Genomic DNA, 18,122 nt, shown 5'->3' with positions numbered 1-18,122 from the left:
TTTTGTGGGCGGTCATTTCTTCTTGGGGCGCCACCCTCCCCAAAACCCCCGTCACTCAGGTGAGGCGAGGGGGCGTGCCGAGAAGGGCGTACCGAGAAGGACGTGGCGAGAAGGACGCACGGCCCGCCCGTTCTTCTCGGCACGAAAAAGCGGACCCGGGCAGCACCCCGGGTCCGCTCACGCGCTCTATGAGAGAGAAGCTACTTGATGGTGTTCACGAGCTTCTGCACGCCGCTCTTGCGCTGGGCGGCCTGGTTCTTGTGGATGATGCCCTTGGAAGCGGCCTTGTCGAGCAGGCGGCCGGCCTTGTTGGCGGCGTCCTGGGCGGCGTCGACGTCCTTGGCCTCGACGGCGAGGCGGACCTTCTTGACGGCGGTCTTGAGCTCGGAGCGGACCGCGCGGTTGCGCTGACGCGCCTTCTCAGCGGTGATGATGCGCTTCTTCTGAGACTTGATGTTAGCCACGTGCAGTTCCTTTCGGTTCTTAACTATGTGAGGCCTCTGTGCTGAGACACGGCGAGGTCAACTCGATGAATATAGCATATCCCCTCAGAGTTCGCTATCATTCACCTCATGTCTACTAACGATACCTCACATATCCGCAACTTCTCGATCGTTGCGCACATCGACCATGGCAAGTCGACCATCTCGGACCGCATCCTCGAGCTCACCCACACGGTGGAGGAGCGCGACATGGAGGCGCAGCTCCTGGACACGATGGACATCGAGCGGGAGCGCGGCATCACGATCAAGTCCAACGCCGTGCGCGTGACCTACGACTCCGATGACGGTGAGACCTACCAGTTCAACCTCATCGACACGCCGGGCCACGTGGACTTCACCTACGAGGTCTCCCGCAGCCTCGCGGCCTGCGAGGGCGCGGTGCTCGTCGTGGACGCCACGCAGGGCGTGGAGGCGCAGACCGTCTCCAACGCCAACCTCGCGATGAACGCGAACCTCGACATCGTGCCCGCGATCAACAAGATCGACCTGCCGAGCGCCGAGCCCGACCGCGTGAAGGAGGAGATCGAGGAGGACCTCGCCATCCCGGCCGAGGACGCCGTGTGCGTCTCCGGCAAGACGGGCGAGGGCATCCACGACCTGCTCGAGGCCATCGTCATGCTCGTCTCGCCGCCCAAGGGCGACTACGACGCGCCGCTCAAGGCCCTTATCCTCGACTCCTACTTCGACGAGTACCGCGGCGTGGTGGCCACGGTGCGCGTCTTCGACGGGCACATCCGCAAGGGCGACCAGCTGCGGATGATGCAGGCCGGCGAGGGCTTCCTCGTGGACGGCGTGGGCGTCAAGCGCCCGGCCGAGCAGCTCGTGGAGGAGCTCGGCGTCGGCGAGGTCGGCTTCGTCGTCACGGGCCTCAAGAACCCCGAGGCCGTGCGCGTGGGCGACACGCTCACGTACGCGGGCCGCCCCTGCGATGAGGCGCTTCCGGGCTACCGCGAGGCCAAGCCGATGGTCTACACCGGCATCTTCCCGATAGACAACAAGGACTACGAGAACCTGCGCGACGCCCTGGAGAAGCTCCGCGTGAACGACCCCTCGCTCACGTGGAGCCCCGAGACCTCGGTGTCCCTGGGCTTCGGCTTCCGCGTGGGATTCCTCGGACTGCTCCACATGGAGGTCGTGAAGGAGCGCCTGGAGCGCGAGTTCGCGCTGTCCCTGATTGCCACCAGCCCTTCCGTGGACTACCACGTCTACAAGACCGACGGCGAGATGATCGAGGTGAGAAGCCCCCAGGACCTGCCCGACGTCACGCGCATCGAGCGGATCGAGGAGCCCTACCTCAAGGCCAAGGTCATCGTGCCGCCCGAGTACACGGGCGCCGTCATGCAGCTTGCCATCGAGCACCGCGGCATCACGCAGGACATGGTCTACCTCTCCGAGAAGTCCGTCGAGATGCACTTCGACGTCCCGCTCGCCGAGCTCATCCTGGACTTCTTCGACCAGCTCAAGAGCCGTACCAAGGGCTACGCGAGCCTGGACTACGAGTTCTCCGACTACCGCGCGAGCGACCTTGTGAAGCTCGACATCCTGCTCTCCGGCGACGAGGTGGACGCCCTCAGCTTCATCGTGCACCGCGACAAGGCGTATACGATGGCGCGCGGCCTCTGCGACAAGCTCAAGGAGATCATCCCGCGCCAGCAGTTCGAGGTGCCCATCCAGGGAGCCATCGGCAACAAGATCATCGCCCGCAGCACCGTCAAGGCCGTACGCAAGGACGTCCTGGCCAAGTGCTACGGCGGCGACATCTCGCGCAAGCGCAAGCTCTTGGAGAAGCAGAAGGAGGGCAAGAAGCGCATGAAGCAGATCGGCTCCGTGGAGGTGCCGCAGGAGGCGTTCCTCGCCGTCCTCAAGGTGGACGACCAGTGAGCTCGCCGCTGACGGCCGCCGAGGTCCTGGCCGCCTACGCCCCCGCCGCCCACCTCGAGTTGCCTAAAAGGGGACAGGCCCCTTTTAGGCAACTTTCTCTCGCGGGGCGCCTCTCGGGCAAGCTGCTCATGGCGCCGATGGCGGGCGTCTCCGACGCGGCGTATCGCCTCATGGCGCGCGCGGGCGGGGCGGCCTTGGCCTACTCCGAGATGGTCTCGTGCGCGGGGCTCCACTACGGCGAGAAGAGCTGGGAGCTCGTGGACCCCGACCCGGCAGAGCCGGAGATCGCGGTGCAGCTCTTTGGGTCCAAGCCGGAGCTCTTCCGCGAGTCCGCGGAGCGCGTGGCGGCGCGCCTGGGCGAGAAGCTCGCGCTCATCGACATCAACATGGCCTGCCCCGTGCCCAAGGTGACCAAGAAGGGCGAGGGGTCGGCGCTGCTGGAGGATCCGGCGCTCGCGGCAGAGATCGTGCGCGCGTGCCGCGAGGGGGCCCCGGGCATCGCCGTGACGGTGAAGATCCGCCGCGGCCGCTACATGGGGCAGGAGGTGGCGCCCGAGTTCGCGCGCGCGATGGAGGCCGCGGGCGCCGATGCGGTGGCCGTGCACGGGCGCTTCGCCACGCAGATGTATCACGGCGAGGCGGACTGGGGCGCCGTGAGCCGCGTCGTGGACGCCGTGAGCACCCCCGTCATCGCCTCGGGCGACATCCTCTCGCACGACGCCGCGCGGCGCGCGCTCGCGGAGACCGGCGCGACGGCCGTGATGGTGGCGCGCGGGACCTACGGCAACCCGTGGGTCTTCTCGGGCCACGAGCCGAGCGTCGCCGAGAGGATCGCGGCCTTCGAGTGTCACGTGCGCCTGCTCGAGGCCACGGGCGCCCACCTCAAGCGCGCCCGCAGCCTCGCGGGGTGGTACTTCAAGGGCATGCCCGACGCCGCGCGCTGGCGCAACGCCGCCATGAGCTGCGTCACCGCCGAGGAGTTCCTCGCCGTGGCCGCCGAGGTCCGCGCGCACGTGTGCTGACGCTCCGGGTGCGCCAAACGAACCCGACTTAATTTGCACGCGCGCTCGGAGAGGCGAGAAGAGCTGGCGCTGCGTTGCGGCTTCGGGCCTCGTGGCAATCTCCGCCGTCTCGGCGTTGCCGGATTTGGGATTGAGGCAATCTGTCGCGGACGCCAACTGCGCGTTCTTCTCCGCTCGCTTCGAATTCGGAGGTCGTGGCAGTGCAAAACCTGCCACGACCCCCATCCGCGCAACGCCCGCGGGGCGAGAATTGCCACGACCCCAGATTCCGCAGCGGCGGCGATTGCGCCCCGTCGCGTGAGATTCGGACATAGAATACTTCGCATGTACGTGGGATTCATGGCAGCGCCGCCTCTGCCGGCCCGATGCCAGCGATGAGTGCGGAAAGGCGGGGCGGGTCGTTGACATCGCCACGCGGACACGATAATGGAGCCCCTATGACCGGTGCCCTCTACCTGCACGTTCCGTTCTGCGCGCGCAAGTGCGCGTACTGCGACTTCGCCTCATGGGCCACGCCCGCGGGAGATGCGCTCATGGGGACGTATGCCCGCGCGCTCGAGGCGCAGCTGGACGAGGTGGCGGCGCTGGGGCTGCTTCAGGGCTGCGAGACGGCCTACGTGGGCGGCGGCACGCCGACGCTTCTGGGCGAGAAGGACCTTGGCCAGCTGGTCGAGAAGGTCGTGAGCGTCGCGGTCCCCTCCGAGCTCACCTGCGAGGCCAACCCGGACTCGCTCGCCGACGAGGTCCTTCTCGCCGTCCGGGAGGCGGGCGCGACGCGCCTCTCCATTGGCGTCCAGAGCCTCGACGACGGGGAGCTCGCGGAGCTGGGGCGCCTGCATGACGCCGCCTGCGCCCGCGAGCGCGTGTCGGCCGCCGTGGCGACGGGGCTCGACGTCTCCGTCGACCTCATGTGCGCGACGCCGGCGCAGACGGGCGAGAGCTGGCTTCGGTCGCTCGGCGGCGTGCTTGCGCTCGGCGTGGGCCACGTGAGCGTCTATCCGCTCCAGATCGAGGAGGGGACCGCGCTCGACCGGCGCTTTTCGAATGACCCGTGCGCGTGGAACGACCCCGAGGTTCAGGCCGAGCGAATGAGCAAGGCTCAGGTCGTGCTTGAGGGTCAAGGCTATGCTCGCTATGAGGTCGCGAGCTACGCGCGCGCAGGTAAGGAGTGCCGTCACAACAAGGCCTACTGGACGGGTTCACCCTACATGGGGCTGGGCACCGGGGCCTCGAGCATGCTCGACCTTGAGGGTTACCTGAGACTTTCAAAGGCCTGCCCACGGCTCCCCACGGCCCCGGCGGACGTCCGGCGTGTCCGGCTCACGGTCGAGACGCCCCGACGCGAGCTCGCCGAAGCCCCGCGCCTCTCCGCGCTGTCCTTCTCGCTCGAGTTCCTGACCGAGCCCCAGGCGGTGGCCGAGGACCTCATGCTCGGCGCCCGGCTCGTGGAGGGGCTGCGCCCCGAGCTCGTGAGGCGCGCACGCGAGCTCTTCGGCGCCCGTCTTGACGACACCGTCGACGCTCTTCTCGCCCGCGGCCTTCTGGACGAGAAGGACGGCCGGCTGGCACCCACCGAGCAGGGCTGGCTCCTCGGCAACGAGCTCTACGGCGCCCTCTGGGACCTCGCCCCCGGCGAGGTTGCAACGGCGAGCTGCTGACGCGATCGCGCGCCGACGTGATTAACGCGCACTCGCGCAGGCCTTTCTCGCGTTTTCCCAGTTACGCTCTCGGGGTCCGTGCACGAGTGCGCGTTAATCTGGGAGACGGCCCGAGGCCCCCTCTTGCGCCTCATCCGCAAATGCGCCATGCTAGCAGCGGAAACGTTGCGAGAGGGGAGCGTCATGCCGGGCAAGCGCACCGATGTCATCAGCTGGGACGAGTTCTTTATGAAGGCCGCCGTCGCGGCGAGCCTGCGCAGCAAGGACCCCAACACGCAGGTCGGGGCCTGCATCGCCGACACCAACCACCGCATCCTCTCGGTGGGCTACAACGGCACGCCCTCGGGCCTGAACGACGACGAGTTCCCCTGGGGCACGGACGACGACCCGCTCTACGACAAGCACAACTACGTCATCCACGCCGAGGCCAACGCCATCCTCAACTACCGCGGCTCGCTCAAGGACATGACCGGCGCCACGGTCTACGTGACGCTCTTCCCGTGCCACGAGTGCGCCAAGACCCTCGTGCAGGCGGGCATCGGCGAGGTCGTCTACCTCGACGACAAGTACGACGGCACGGAGGACAACCTCATCTCCAAGAACATCCTGCAGCGCTGCGGCGTCTCCTACCGGCAGATCTCGCTCGAGGAGTAGGGCGGCCGCGATTCGTCGCGAGGGCCCCGCGGATTCGCTGGGCGGGGGTGCGGCGACACTTTGACGCCGGAAAACGTCGCGTTGCCCCCGCTCTGTGGCGGCGCGGGGGATTGGCGACACTTCGGCCGCTGGAAACGTCGCGAAGTCCCCGCACGGCGGCAGTGCGGGTCCGAGGCGACACTTTGGCGGCGCAAACCGTTGCGAAGTCCCCGCACGGTGGCGACGCGGGGCCGAGGCGACGCCCGGCCCGGCCCGCCCCACCCCGCCCCTCGGCCATGTGGACCGCGCGGATAACGGCTCCCCGGTGAATGACCTCGCCTTCCGGCGGATATAATCAACCCATCTGTGTCACCACCAGCAGGGAGACCCGCCACATGGCATCGATGAACGACAAGGACTACTACGCCATCCTCGGCGTCGAGAAGGACGCCTCCACCGACGAGATACGAAAGGCCTTCCAGCAGAAGGCGCGCAAGCTCCACCCCGACGTCAACAAGGCGCCGGATGCCGAGGAGCGCTTCAAGGAGGTCTCCGAGGCGTACGCCGTGCTCTCTGACGCCGACAAGCGCAAGCGCTACGACGCCATGCGCTCCGGCTCGCCCTTCGCGGCGGGCGGCTACGGCGGAACCTCGCCCCAGGGCGGCTACGACCCCTTCGGCGGGAGCCCCTTCGGATGGGGGCCCTTCGGCTCCGGCTTCGGGGGCGCCGCCTCGCGCCGCCGCTCGCGCGCGTACAACCCGCGCGCCGGCGCGGACGTCGTCTACGAGCTCACGGTCGACGCCAAGACGGCCGCCGAGGGCACCCGGCGCGGGGTCACCTACCAGCGCTACGCGCCCTGCGGCGTCTGCCACGGCTCGGGCTCCGTGGAGGCCGAGCATCCCGAGACCTGCCCCACGTGCGGCGGCTCGGGCCACATCACCGTCGACACGGGGCTCTTCGGCGTCATGATGATGACCTGCCCGGAGTGCGAGGGCACGGGCAAGGTGGTCGCCGACCCCTGTCACGCCTGCGGCGGCACCGGCCGCACGCTCTCGGCGAGCGAGGTCGTGATCGACGTCCCGGCCGGCAGCCACGACGGCGACGAGGTCCGCAAGCCCGGCATGGGCAACGCCGGCACCAACGGCTCCGCGGCGGGCGACTTCGTCTGCCGCGTCTGCGTGCCCGAGGAGCGGCTCACGCGCCGTCAGGCGGGCGGCTTCAACCTGGTGGGCTTCGCCGTGCCCTTCGCCGTGCTCGGCGCGCTTACGGGCACGCTCGCCTCGATGTCCCTCATCATCGTCATCCCGCTCGTCGTGGGGATCTACATGGTCGTCCGTGACGGCGTGCGCGCGAGCGGGCGCTGGTGGAGGAACGCCGGCGTCGCCGTCGCCAACGGCGCGTCAAACGGCCTCATGCTCGCGCTCTTCATGGTGATGATGTTCTCATGCACCTCGGGCCTCGGCCGCGCGGGCTACATGGGGTACCGATACTGGTAGTTTCAGAAAAGTGATAGCTTTGTGGGAGGCGGGGGCTCGCACCCCGCCTCTTTCAGGATATAAGTACCTGCGGACAAGAACCGACCAGCTCTGGAGATGCACGTGGAACCAAAGAGGGACTACTACGAGGTGCTCGAGGTGCCTCGTGACGCCGACGCCAAGACGATCAAGCGCGCCTTCCTCAAGAAGGCCCGCAAGCTCCACCCGGACGTCTCGGACGCCCCCGACGCCGAGGAGAAGTTCAAGGAGGTCAACGAGGCCTACTCGGTCCTCTCGGATGACCAGAAGCGCGCCAACTACGACCGCTACGGCGACCCGAACGGCCCGGCGGGCTTCGGCTCCGACTACGTGGACGTCTCCGACATCTTCGGCGGGGGAGGCTTCGGCTTCGGCGACATCTTCGACTCCTTCTTCGGCGGCGGCGCGGGCCGCGCGGGCGCCCAGGCGCGCACGCGCGGGCGCGACATGGGGATACGCCTCACGGTGACGCTCGAGGAGGCCGCGGCCGGCTGCCACAAGACCGTCGCCTACACGCGCCTCGCCCCGTGCGAGGACTGCGGCGGCACCGGGGCGGCCGAGGGCGGCCGCATGCACACGTGCGAGCGCTGCCACGGCACCGGGCGCGTGGTCGAGGTCCAGCGGACGATCTTCGGCCAGATGCAGACGCAGACGACCTGCCCCGCCTGCAACGGCCAGGGCCAGGTCATAGACCACCCCTGCGAGACCTGCGAGGGTCAGGGCCGCACGCCCTCGCGCGAGAAGGTCGAGGTCCAGGTGCCCGCCGGCGTCCACTCCGGCCAGACCCTCACCGTCGAGGGCAAGGGCGAGGCGGGCGTGCGCGGCGACGCCTCGGGCAACCTCGTCGTGAGCATTGAGGTCCAGGAGTCCGACCGCTTCGAGCGGCGCGGCGACGACCTCCTCTGCACCGTGCGCGTGGACGCGCTGCAGGCCATCCTCGGCACCACCGTCACCATCGACGGCATCATGGAGGGCGAGCGCGTGACCGTGGAGGTCCCCGCGGGCTGCCAGTTCGGCCAGCAGGTCGTGGTGGAGCGCAAGGGCATGCCGCGCATGGGCATGATCGCCCGCGGCAACCTCGTGGCGGTGGTCCAGGTGGAGACCCCGCGCGACCTCACCAAGAAGCAGCTGCTCGACGTCGCCGCCATCGTCGCGGAGCGGGCCCTCGGGGAGGACGCAGCCCCGGGGGAGGCCGAGAAGGACGCGGCCGAGGCCGAGGGGTTCTCGGCGGCGGCGGAGAACGCGGCCGAGCACTTCGCCAAGGAGCGCTGGCACGCGCCCAAGAACCCCTTCAGGGGCCGCAAGTGACGCCCGACCCGCGCGGGCGGCGCGCGGGCGTCGCCCTCGTGAACCTCGGATGCCGCGTCAACCGCGTCGAGCTCGACCTCATGGCATCCGAGCTCGAGCGGGCGGGCGTCGCGCTGGTGGGGGAGGAGGACGCCTCAGCGGTGGTCGTGAACACCTGCGCCGTCACCGGCGAGGCGGAGGCGAAGACGAGAAAGGCCGTCCGGCGCGCCGCCGGCCTGCCGCAGGCGCCCCTCGTGGTGGCCACCGGCTGCGTCGCCAACCTGTTCTCCGACGAGCTCTCGGCGCTCGCCCCCAACGTCGTCGTTGAGCGCGACAAGTCCCGCGTGGCGGCGCGCGTGCTCGAGGGGCTGGGCCTCGCCCCCGCCGCCGACGGCCCTGCGGCGGGCACGTCGTGCGGCGCGGACACGGTGACCCCCACCGGCCGCACGCGGCCCGGCATCAAGATCCAGGACGGCTGCGACAACCGCTGCACCTACTGCATCGTCTGGAGGGCGCGGGGCGCCGCGCGCAGCGAGGCTCCCGGCCGCGTCCTCTCCGAGGTGCGCGCCGCCATGGAGCGCGGGGCGCACGAGGTCGTCCTCACGGGCATCAACCTGGGGAGCTATCGCGCCGCCGACGAGCGCGGGCGCGAGCTGGACCTTCCCGCCCTACTCGAGGTCCTTCTCGCCGAGACCGGGGTCGAGCGGGTGAGGCTCTCGTCGATCGAGCCGCCCGACGTGACGGAGCGGCTCTGCTCCGTCATGGCCGCCTCGGGCGGGCGCGTGGCGCCCTTCCTGCACGTGTGCCTCCAGTCCGGCTGCGACGAGACGCTCAGGCGCATGGCGCGCGTCTACCGCACGGACCTCTTCCGGCGCGTGGTGGAGACGGCCCGCTCGCACGTCCCCGACATCGCCCTCAGCACGGACCTCATCGTGGGCTTTCCCGGGGAGACCGAGGAGGAGTTCGGGCGGAGCCTCGCCTTCTGCCGCGAGATGCGCTTCTCGTGGATGCACGTCTTCCGCTACTCGCGCCGCCCGGGGACGCCTGCGGCGACGATGCCCGGCCAGGTCCCGGCCGACGTCTCAGCCGAGCGGGGACGACGGGCGCGCGAGCTCGCCCGCGAGATGCGCCGCGCCGAGGCCGAAAGGCTCGTGGGCGCGGAGGACCTCGTCGTCGTGCAGTATCCGGGGCGCGCGGTCTCCGGAGGCCTCTTCGACGTCGTGGTGGACGACTCCATCCCCGTGGACTCCCTCGTGCGGGTGCGCCTCGCCTCGGTGCGTGACGACGCCACCCTCGTGGGGGAGGCGCTCTGAGGCGCGACCGTTCTTCTCGCGGGCTCCCTGATTCCCACGCCCGGCCCCTGCGGCGGCTCGGCCACGCCCCTTTCCGCCCTGCCGCCGCTCGACCATGCCCCTTCCCGCCCTGTGGCCGCTTAGGTGAGCACAGACTTCGAACCATCGCGCACGGATTTCTTAAGTGAGTCGCAAAATACCTGCTCGCAGGCACCTATCCGGCTTAGGTGAGGGGCGATGGTTAAACATCCTTGCTCACCTAAGGTAGGCGGGGGACGGCTGGCGAGAAGGACGAAGGGCCCGCGGGCGAGAAGGACGTGCGCTGCTGCGCGGCGCAGGCGAGAGGGGCGCACGCCGCGGCACCTCGGCCGCGCCATCGGCTATCATCGAGTGAGCCTACCCAACAGGAGGAGCATGGAGCCAACCCAGGTTCGTCTCACAATTCCCGACTCCGTCGACCCGACGGCCGTCATGGGCCCCGCGGACGCGCTGCTGCGCCGCGTCGAGTCGGCCTTCGACGCCATGGTCTCCGTGCGGGGCAGCTATGTCACCGTCTCGGGCCCCGCGGACGTCGTCGACCAGGTGACCTCGGTCTTCTCGCGCCTCATCAGGCTCGTCGAGGCGGGGGAGGTGCCCAGCGCCGGCGAGGTGGACGTCATCGTCGACCAGGTCCGCCACGGAGCGGCGCGCGTCGACCTCGGGGGCGACGACATCCTGCTCACGTACCGGGGCCGCGCGATCCGGCCCAAGACGGCCGGCCAGAAGCGCTACGTGGACTCCATTCGCCGCAACACCGTCACGTTTGGCGTCGGCCCCGCGGGAACCGGCAAGACCTACCTCGCCATGGCGATGGCCGTGGCCGCGCTCAAGCGCCGCGAGGTCGGCAGGATCGTGCTCGCGCGCCCCGTCGTGGAGGCGGGGGAGTCCCTCGGCTTCCTCCCCGGCACGCTGCAGGAGAAGCTCGACCCCTACGTGCGCCCGCTCTACGACGCGCTCTTCGACATGACGGACATCGAGAAGGGCAACGCCCTCATCGAGCAGGGCATCATCGAGATAGCGCCGCTCGCCTACATGCGCGGCCGCACGTTCAACAACGCCTTCGTCATCCTCGACGAGGCCCAGAACACCACGCCCGAGCAGATGAAGATGTTCCTCACGCGCCTGGGCTTCTCGTCCACCTTCGTGGTGACCGGCGACGCCTCCCAGCGCGACCTGCCGGGCGAGGGCGGCCTCGAGTCGGCGCGGCGCGCCCTCGCGGGGCTCGACGACATCGCCTTCGTCGACCTCGACCGCAACGACATCGTCCGCCACACGCTCGTCGCCCGCATCGTCGACGCCTACGAGGCCGCGGCGCGCGACGGGCAGGAGGGAGAGCAGCATGGCCGATAACGAGTACGACCTCCTCTTCGAGGACGGCGTCGCGTGCGCGCTGGGCGAGGACGAGATCTGCTCCGCCTGCGACGCCGTGCTCGCACACGAGGGCGTCGGGCGGCCGTGCGCCGTGTCGGTCTCCGTGGTGGGGGAGGGGCGCATCCGCGCGGTCAACGCCGAGTGGCGCGGCGTGGACGCCGCCACGGACGTCGTCTCCATCGAGTGCGAGCGCCCGGACGACCCGTCGCTCGCGCCCGGCGAGCCCTGTGAGCTCGGCGACATCGTCGTCGCGCCGACCTACATCGGGCGCCAGGCGGCCGCCTTCGGCACCACGCCCGCGGACGAGACGCGCCTCATGCTCGTTCACGGCATGCTCCACCTGCTCGGACACGACCACCTCGACGACGCCTCGGCCGAGGCCATGGAGGCGCTCGAGGAGGACATCCTCGCCGGGATGGCCACCGACGGCACCATCGACCGCGTGGTCCTCACGCGCCACCGCGAGGAGGACGACGCATGATCCCCGGCTCCAAGAGCGACCACCCCGGCTTCCGGAAGAGCTTCCTCTTCGCGATGCAGGGCTTCCGCACCGCCGTCACCACCGAGCGCAACATCAAGGTGATGCTCGCCGCGGGCGCGTGCGCCGTCGTGGCCGGGCTCGTGGTCGGGCTCGACCTCCTGAGCTGGGCGGTCGTCATCCTGTGCTGCGGCGTCGTCATCATGGCAGAGCTCTTCAACACCGCGGTCGAGACCGTGGTGGACCTCGTGTCCCCGGAGTTCCACCCGCTCGCCGGCCGCGCCAAGGACATCGCCGCCGCGGCGGTCTGGGTGCTCTCGACGCTCGTCGCCGTCGTCGGCATCCTCGTCTTCGTCAACGCAATCTTCTTCGACTAGGGGCCCCGCGCCCCATGGAGGTCCTCGCATGAGCAAAGAGCGTGCCGAGAAGGACGTGCCGTTCAGGAGCGGCTTCGTCGCCCTGGTGGGACGTCCCAACGCCGGAAAGTCCACCCTGCTCAACGCCTGCATGGGCGAGAAGGTGGCCATCACGAGCCCCGTGGCGCAGACCACGCGCCGCCGCATGCGCGCCGTCATCAACACCCCGACGTCGCAGCTCGTGATCATCGACACGCCGGGCCTGCACAAGCCAAAGGACGCCCTGGGCAGCGAGCTCAACAAGAGCGCCCTCGGCGAGCTCGCCGACGCCGACGCCGTCGCCTTCCTCGTGGACGCCACCAAGCCGGTGGGGCGCGGGGACGAGTGGGTGGCCAACCACGTCGCGCGCGCCGATGCGGACTACAAGCTCCTCGTCCTCACCAAGGCGGACATCGCCGGCCCCGAGCAGGTGGCGGCGCAGCTCGAGGCCGCGCGCGCCCTCTGCGACTTCGACGACGAGCTCGTGGTCTCCGCGCGGGAGGGCTTCAACGTGGACGCCTTCGTGGGCCTCGTCTCCGAGCACCTGCCGGAGGGGCCGCGCTGGTTCCCCGAGGGCATGGACGTCGACGCCACCCCCGAGGACCTCGTCGCGGAGTTCGTGCGCGAGAAGCTTTTCCTTCACCTGCGCCAGGAGCTCCCCCACTCGGTGGGCGTCCTCTGCGAGAGCCTCGAGTACGCCGACGACGGGCACGCCTCCATCGAGGCCACCATCCTCGTGGAGCGCTCGGGGCAGCGCGGGATCGTGCTCGGGAAGGGCGGCCAGATGATCAAGCGCGTGGGCATCGAGGCGCGCCGCGACATCGAGCGCCTGCTCGGGTGCAAGGTGTTCCTCGACCTCACGGTGCGCGTCGCCCCCGCCTGGCGCCGCGACGAGCGGGAGATACGCCGCCTGGGCTACTCCTCGGAGGACTAGGCGTGCCCGGCGGGAGGCGCACCTACCGCGCCCGCGCGGTCGTCCTCGACCGCACCAAGCTCGGCGAGCAGGACCTCATCCTGACGCTCCTCGGCTCCGACGGCTCCCAGCTCCGCGCCGTCGCCAAGGGCGCCCGCAAGCCCGGGGGCCGCCTCGCCGCGCGCGCCGAGCTCTTCTCCGAGGACGACTTTCTGCTCGCCAAGGGGCGCTCGCTCGACGTGGTCTCCGAGGCCTCGCTCGTCGAGCCCCACGCCCGCCTGCGCGGCGACTACGAGCGCGTCTCCGCGGCGAGCGCCGTCGCCGAGGTCTCGCGCCTCACCTGCTACGAGGACGCCCCCGACCCCTTCCTGTACCCCATCTGCTCGCGGGCGCTCGCCGCCTGCGAGGAGGCCGCCGATCAGCCCCATCTCGACCTCGTCGTCGCGGCCTATGTCATGAAGGTGCTCGCCCACGGCGGCTGGCGCCCGGAGCTTGTCGGATGCGCCGCGTGCGGCGACGAGGCCGTGTCGTACTTCTCGGCGGCCATGGGCGGGGCGCTCTGCTCCTCCTGCGCGCGCGAGGTGGCTGGGGCGCAGGAGCTCTCCTCCTCGCAGCTCGCGTGGCTGCGCGCGCTCATCGGCCTCACCTTCGACGAGCTCCTCGCCGCCCCGATCGACCCCGAGACGGCGGTATTCCTCCTCGGGGTGGCCCACACGTGGGCGGTGACCCACCTCGACAGCCGCCTGCGCGCGATGGAGTTCTGCCTCTCCGCGTAGGAACCTGACGCCTTCGCCCCCGCCGGGTCGTGGCATAATGGGCGGCCGGTAAAGGCGTGCAAAGGGGACCGTGCAAAGGGGACAGGCACTTTTGCACGGCTTCTTCACCGTGCAAAAGTGCCTGTCCCCTTTGCACGGTCCCCTTTGCGTGGTGTTCTCTCGAGAGGGGAGTCCCATGCCCAAGAAGCCCGTCATCGGTGTCGTGCCGCTCGTGGACTACGGACGCGAGAGCCTGTGGATGCTGCCCGGGTACTTCGACGCCGTCCTCGAGGCGGGCGGCGTGCCCGTGATGCTGCCGCTCTCCGACGACGGCGACGCCCTGGCTCGGGCCCTCGACGCCGTGGACGGCCTCGTCGTGACCGGCGGCCAGGACGTCGACCCCGCCCGCTATGGCGAGAAGGACCCCGAGGCCGCCGCCCTCTGCGGCGAGCTCTGCCGGGAGCGCGACGCCATGGAGGCCCTTCTCGTCCCGGCCGCACTCGAGCGCGACCTGCCGCTCCTCGGCATCTGCCGCGGCCTTCAGGCGCTCAACGTCGTCCTCGGCGGCACGCTCTGGCAGGACCTCCCCAAGCAGCTCCCCTCCGAGGTCGAGCACCATGGGAAGGCGCCCTACGAGAACCCGGTCCATGAGGTGGACGTGCTTCCCGGCACGCCGCTCGCCGCCTGCGTGGGTGAGGGCGAGCTGCCCGTGAACAGCTTCCATCACCAGGCGCTGCGCGACGTGGCGCCCGGGCTCGAGGTCATGGCGACGGCACCGGACGGCGTGGTCGAGGCCGTGTGGCGGCCCGCGTCGCGCTTCTGCTGGGCGGTGCAGTGGCACCCCGAGTTCTCGCACGCCGTCGACGAGCCGAGCAGGAGGATCTTCTCGGCGCTCGTCGCCTCCGCCCGCGCCTAGCGCGGGGAGCGCCCGCACGGGCGCGGGAGTTCTTCTCGCCGCGCGCATCCGATGACGCTCACTTCCGGATGTGCGTGCCGGTCCCTCCGGCCGCGCCTCCGGATGCGGTGCTCAGATCCGGAACTGCGCACGGGCCCGCACTCAGTTCCGGAACTGAGTGCGGGCCGTCGCTCAAATCCGGAACTGAGCGCCGCGGCGGGCCCCGCGCGCCGGCGCCCGGGACGTCGGCTCCCCGGCCGATCACGTTCGCGCAGGTCGAGGCCGTGCGCCTCCCGCGAGGCCCCGTGGCCCGGCGCTCAAATCCAGAACTGAGTGCGGGCCCGTGCGCATTTCCAGAACTGAGTGCGGGCCGTTGCTCAAATCCGGAACTGAGCGCCGCGGCGGTACCCGAGGGCCCGCGTACCAGCGCCCTGGGCACGCGGGCGGCGCAAACCCGCAGGTCGTCGCTACGCGCGGGCCACGTGACCCAGCTGCCCGGCACTCAAATCCGGAACTGAGCACCGCCCGGCACTCAGTTCAGGAACTGAGCACGGCGCCGTACGCAAATCCGGATTTGCGTGCCAGCCGTGCCATCCCGCCGTCCCGGCGGCCCCACGCCCGCAACCGTGGATTTTCTGCCGAGAAGGACCTGCGGGCGTGGCTGTGCTACACTACCGCAGGTCAGTACCCCGTACCTGGAGGCCCGCCAACTGCCTGACGGCCATCCCAGTTCGGGGCGAATCTATGAGAAAGGTGGTTTGACATGGCAGTTTCGAAGGAGCGCAAGGCTGAGCTCGTCGCGCAGTACGGCGCCAACGACAAGGACTCCGGCTCCGCCGAGGTCCAGGTGGCCCTGCTCACCGAGCGCATCAAGGGCCTGACCGAGCACATGAAGACGCACCCGAAGGACTTCCACACCCGTCGTGGCCTCCTCATGCTCGTCGGCAAGCGTCGTCGCCTGCTGTCCTACATCAAGGCTCGCAACATCGAGGACTACCGCACCCTCATCAAGAGCCTCGGCATCCGCGACAACATCCAGTAGAGCGGTTCTTCGAAGGGGCGCCCGCGGGCGCCCCTTCTTTGGTTTGTCCGCGAGAAGCGTGGACGGGCGGCCATGGGGCCGCCGAGACGGCCCGCCTGCAATGGGGCAGGCGGAGATAAGGGAAAAGACATGGCAAAGGTTACACACGAGTTCGATCTCTACGGCAAGCACTACGTGCTCGAGACCGGCGAGCTGGCCAAGCAGGCCACCGGCTCCTGCCTCGTCAAGTGCGGCGACTCCACGGTCCTTCTCACCGCGGTGGTCTCCAAGGAGCGCAAGGACTACGACTTCTTCCCGCTGACGGTCGACTTCATCGAGAAGATGTACGCCGTGGGCCGCATCCCCGGCGGCTACCTCAAGCGCGAGGCGCGCCCGTCCGAGAAGGCCACCCTCACGGCCCGCATGATCGACCGGCCCCTCCGCCCGTCCTTCCCGGCCGGCTTCCGCAACGAGGTCCAGGTCGTGGCCACTACGCTCGTTGCCGACCAGATCAACCCCGTCGACACCATCTGCATCATGGCGGCCTCGGCGGCCCTCACCGTGGGCGGCGTGCCCTTCGAGGGCCCGCTCGCGTGCGTGCGCATCGGCCGCGACCGCGACACCCACGAGTTCATCGTGAACCCGACCTACGAGGAGCGCGACAACTCCGACCTCGACCTCGAGCTCGGCGGCGCCGAGGGCTTCATCTCCATGCTCGAGGCCGGCGCCGAGGAGATCTCCGAGGAGGACATGCTCGCCGCCATGGCCTTCGGCCAGGAGGCCATCGCCGCCTTCTGCGCCGAGCAGCAGAAGTTCTTCGCCAAGGTCCGCGAGGTCAACGGCGAGTTCCCCGTGCGCGAGTACATCCTCGACGAGCCCATTGCCGAGGTCCACGACCGCGTCTTCGCCCACTACGACGAGATGGAGGCCGCCCTCAAGGACGCCGACAAGCTCTCGCGCATCGGCAAGGTCGAGGCCCTCAAGGCCGCCATCAAGGCCGAGTTCACTGAGGAGGAGCAGGCCCAGTGGAGCCGCGCCATCCCCGTGGAGCTCAAGGCCCTCGAGAAGCACGCGATGCGCCTCATGGTCGTCGAGACCGGAGAGCGCGTCGACGGCCGCACGCCCACCGAGGTGCGCCCGCTGATGATCAAGGGCGACTACCTCCCGCGCGTCCACGGCTCCGGCCTCTTCCAGCGCGGCCAGACCCAGGTGCTCTCCGTCTGCACCCTCGGCATGCTCAACGAGTGGCAGCGCCTCGACACCATCGAGCCCGTCGACGGCAAGCGCTACATCCACCACTACAACTTCCCGCCCTTCTGCACCGGCGAGACCGGCCGCATGGGCAGCCCCAAGCGCCGCGAGATCGGCCACGGCAACCTCGCCGAGCGCGCCCTGCTCCCGGTGATCCCGTCCGAGGAGGAGTTCCCCTACACCATCCGCGTGGTCTCCGAGGTCATGGAGTCCAACGGCTCCTCCTCGATGGGCTCCACCTGCGGCTCCACGCTCGCCCTCATGGACGCCGGCGTGCCGCTCAAGCGCCCGGTCTCCGGCGTGGCCATGGGCCTCATCCAGGAGGAGGGCAAGACCGTCGTCCTCACCGACATCCAGGGCCTCGAGGACTTCCTCGGCGACATGGACTTCAAGGTGACGGGAACCACCAAGGGCATCACCGCCATGCAGATGGACAACAAGGCCACCGGCCTCACGCCCGAGATCCTGCGCTCCGCGCTCATGCAGGCGCACGAGGGCCGCATGTTCATCCTCGACGCCATGCTCGACGCCGTGCCCGCCGTCCGCGCCGAGACCAAGGAGTCCGCGCCGCAGATCATCAGCCTGCAGATCCCCACGGACAAGATCCGCGACGTCATCGGCTCCGGCGGCAAGGTCATCCGCGGCATCCAGGAGGACACCGGCGCCACGATCGACATCCAGGAGGACGGCACCGTCTTCATCGCCGGCGTGGGCGCCGCTGCCGACGCGGCGGCCGAGCGCATCAAGGCGATCGTCAAGGTCCCCGAGGTCGGCGAGGAGTACACCGGCCGCGTCGTGGGCATCCAGCCCTTCGGCGCCTTCGTCGAGCTCCTGCCCGGCAAGGACGGCCTGCTCCACATCTCCCGCGTCGCCCAGGGCCGCGTCGACAAGGTCGAGGACGTCCTCAACATCGGTGACGAGGTCAAGGTCCGCGTCCTCGAGGTCGACGAGAAGGGCAAGATCAGCCTCGACCGCATCGACAAGCCCGAGGCCCCGGCCGGCTCCGGCCACGCCCACGGCCACGAGGGCGAGAAGGACCGTCCGCGCCGCGAGCACCGCGCCCCGCGCCGCCGTCCCGGCGACAAGGGCGAGGGCGGCGAGAAGCGCCAGCCGCGCCGCCATCACGGGGCGTAGGGACATCCTCTGACGCATGGGGGCGGGGGGGGGGGGGTAGGGGGGGGGGGGGGGGGGGGGGGAGGGTTCCCCGAGGGGAA

Annotated in this window: 16 protein-coding genes; 15 read left to right on the top strand and 1 reads right to left on the bottom strand. The window is 69.9% G+C overall.

Annotation, left to right across the window (positions count from 1 at the left end):
- Window positions 1-200 precede the first annotated feature (200 nt).
- A complete protein-coding gene (rpsT, locus tag ACULPM_RS10650) occupies window positions 201-464 on the bottom strand; it encodes a 30S ribosomal protein S20 (RefSeq protein ID WP_273397611.1) in 264 nt (87 codons plus the stop codon).
- A 108-nt stretch (window positions 465-572) separates the two neighbouring features.
- Here rpsT and lepA point away from each other — a divergent pair, with 108 nt between their 5' ends.
- The 15 genes from lepA (at window position 573) to ACULPM_RS10575 (ending at window position 18,042) form a co-directional block, all read left to right on the top strand.
- Window positions 573-2,384 (top strand): translation elongation factor 4, encoded by a 1,812-nt coding sequence (lepA, locus tag ACULPM_RS10645; protein ID WP_445330986.1) that lies wholly within the window; start codon window positions 573-575, stop codon window positions 2,382-2,384.
- Window positions 2,381-3,406, top strand: coding sequence for a tRNA dihydrouridine synthase (locus ACULPM_RS10640; RefSeq protein WP_445330985.1), 1,026 nt, complete (start codon window positions 2,381-2,383; stop codon window positions 3,404-3,406). The genes lepA and ACULPM_RS10640 overlap by 4 nt, the downstream gene beginning before the upstream one ends.
- A 437-nt stretch (window positions 3,407-3,843) precedes the next feature.
- Window positions 3,844-5,064: a radical SAM family heme chaperone HemW gene (gene hemW, locus ACULPM_RS10635; RefSeq protein WP_445330984.1), complete on the top strand. Its 1,221-nt coding sequence runs from the start codon at window positions 3,844-3,846 to the stop codon at window positions 5,062-5,064.
- A 183-nt stretch (window positions 5,065-5,247) separates the two neighbouring features.
- Window positions 5,248-5,718: a deoxycytidylate deaminase gene (locus tag ACULPM_RS10630; protein ID WP_445330983.1), complete on the top strand. Its 471-nt coding sequence runs from the start codon at window positions 5,248-5,250 to the stop codon at window positions 5,716-5,718.
- Between the two features lie 374 nt (window positions 5,719-6,092).
- On the top strand, window positions 6,093-7,193 hold the full coding sequence (locus tag ACULPM_RS10625) for a DnaJ domain-containing protein (RefSeq protein WP_445330982.1): 1,101 nt from the start codon (window positions 6,093-6,095) through the stop codon (window positions 7,191-7,193).
- Between the two features lie 102 nt (window positions 7,194-7,295).
- Window positions 7,296-8,519, top strand: a complete 1,224-nt coding sequence (gene dnaJ, locus ACULPM_RS10620) for a molecular chaperone DnaJ (RefSeq protein ID WP_445330981.1) — start codon at window positions 7,296-7,298, stop codon at window positions 8,517-8,519.
- A complete protein-coding gene (locus ACULPM_RS10615; RefSeq protein WP_445330980.1) occupies window positions 8,516-9,811 on the top strand; it encodes a MiaB/RimO family radical SAM methylthiotransferase in 1,296 nt (431 codons plus the stop codon). Before dnaJ ends, ACULPM_RS10615 begins: the two co-directional genes overlap by 4 nt.
- A 393-nt stretch (window positions 9,812-10,204) precedes the next feature.
- Complete coding sequence (locus ACULPM_RS10610; protein WP_445330979.1) at window positions 10,205-11,179, top strand: PhoH family protein; 975 nt, start codon at window positions 10,205-10,207, stop codon at window positions 11,177-11,179.
- A complete protein-coding gene (gene ybeY, locus ACULPM_RS10605) occupies window positions 11,169-11,681 on the top strand; it encodes an rRNA maturation RNase YbeY (protein WP_445330978.1) in 513 nt (170 codons plus the stop codon). The genes ACULPM_RS10610 and ybeY overlap by 11 nt, the downstream gene beginning before the upstream one ends.
- On the top strand, window positions 11,678-12,055 hold the full coding sequence (locus tag ACULPM_RS10600; RefSeq protein WP_167929325.1) for a diacylglycerol kinase family protein: 378 nt from the start codon (window positions 11,678-11,680) through the stop codon (window positions 12,053-12,055). Before ybeY ends, ACULPM_RS10600 begins: the two co-directional genes overlap by 4 nt.
- Window positions 12,056-12,083: 28 nt before the next feature.
- Entirely contained in the window at window positions 12,084-13,007 is a 924-nt protein-coding gene (gene era, locus ACULPM_RS10595) for a GTPase Era (RefSeq protein ID WP_445330977.1), read from the top strand.
- Between the two features lie 2 nt (window positions 13,008-13,009).
- Complete coding sequence (gene recO / locus ACULPM_RS10590) at window positions 13,010-13,762, top strand: DNA repair protein RecO (protein ID WP_445330976.1); 753 nt, start codon at window positions 13,010-13,012, stop codon at window positions 13,760-13,762.
- 175 nt (window positions 13,763-13,937) lie between these two features.
- The gene (locus ACULPM_RS10585) at window positions 13,938-14,657 is read left to right on the top strand and encodes a gamma-glutamyl-gamma-aminobutyrate hydrolase family protein (RefSeq protein ID WP_445330975.1); all 720 of its coding nucleotides are present in this window, start codon (window positions 13,938-13,940) and stop codon (window positions 14,655-14,657) included.
- Between the two features lie 742 nt (window positions 14,658-15,399).
- Complete coding sequence (gene rpsO, locus ACULPM_RS10580; protein ID WP_167929329.1) at window positions 15,400-15,678, top strand: 30S ribosomal protein S15; 279 nt, start codon at window positions 15,400-15,402, stop codon at window positions 15,676-15,678.
- Window positions 15,679-15,807: 129 nt separating this feature from the next.
- Complete coding sequence (locus ACULPM_RS10575; RefSeq protein ID WP_445330974.1) at window positions 15,808-18,042, top strand: polyribonucleotide nucleotidyltransferase; 2,235 nt, start codon at window positions 15,808-15,810, stop codon at window positions 18,040-18,042.
- The last annotated feature ends 80 nt before the right edge of the window (window positions 18,043-18,122 follow it).

The sequence above is a fragment of the Thermophilibacter sp. ZX-H3 genome (assembly GCF_052599055.1).
The sequence above is the reverse complement of the archived record's forward strand: the minus strand, read 5'-3'. Positions and strand labels throughout refer to the sequence as shown.

Coding starts and splice junctions, on each gene's coding strand:
- lepA (WP_445330986.1), top strand. CDS start 573: ATGTCTACTAACGATACCTCACATATCCGCAACTTCTCGATCGTTGCG.
- hemW (WP_445330984.1), top strand. CDS start 3,844: ATGACCGGTGCCCTCTACCTGCACGTTCCGTTCTGCGCGCGCAAGTGC.
- ACULPM_RS10630 (WP_445330983.1), top strand. CDS start 5,248: ATGCCGGGCAAGCGCACCGATGTCATCAGCTGGGACGAGTTCTTTATG.
- ACULPM_RS10625 (WP_445330982.1), top strand. CDS start 6,093: ATGGCATCGATGAACGACAAGGACTACTACGCCATCCTCGGCGTCGAG.
- ACULPM_RS10610 (WP_445330979.1), top strand. CDS start 10,205: ATGGAGCCAACCCAGGTTCGTCTCACAATTCCCGACTCCGTCGACCCG.
- ybeY (WP_445330978.1), top strand. CDS start 11,169: ATGGCCGATAACGAGTACGACCTCCTCTTCGAGGACGGCGTCGCGTGC.
- ACULPM_RS10600 (WP_167929325.1), top strand. CDS start 11,678: ATGATCCCCGGCTCCAAGAGCGACCACCCCGGCTTCCGGAAGAGCTTC.
- era (WP_445330977.1), top strand. CDS start 12,084: ATGAGCAAAGAGCGTGCCGAGAAGGACGTGCCGTTCAGGAGCGGCTTC.
- ACULPM_RS10585 (WP_445330975.1), top strand. CDS start 13,938: ATGCCCAAGAAGCCCGTCATCGGTGTCGTGCCGCTCGTGGACTACGGA.
- rpsO (WP_167929329.1), top strand. CDS start 15,400: ATGGCAGTTTCGAAGGAGCGCAAGGCTGAGCTCGTCGCGCAGTACGGC.
- ACULPM_RS10575 (WP_445330974.1), top strand. CDS start 15,808: ATGGCAAAGGTTACACACGAGTTCGATCTCTACGGCAAGCACTACGTG.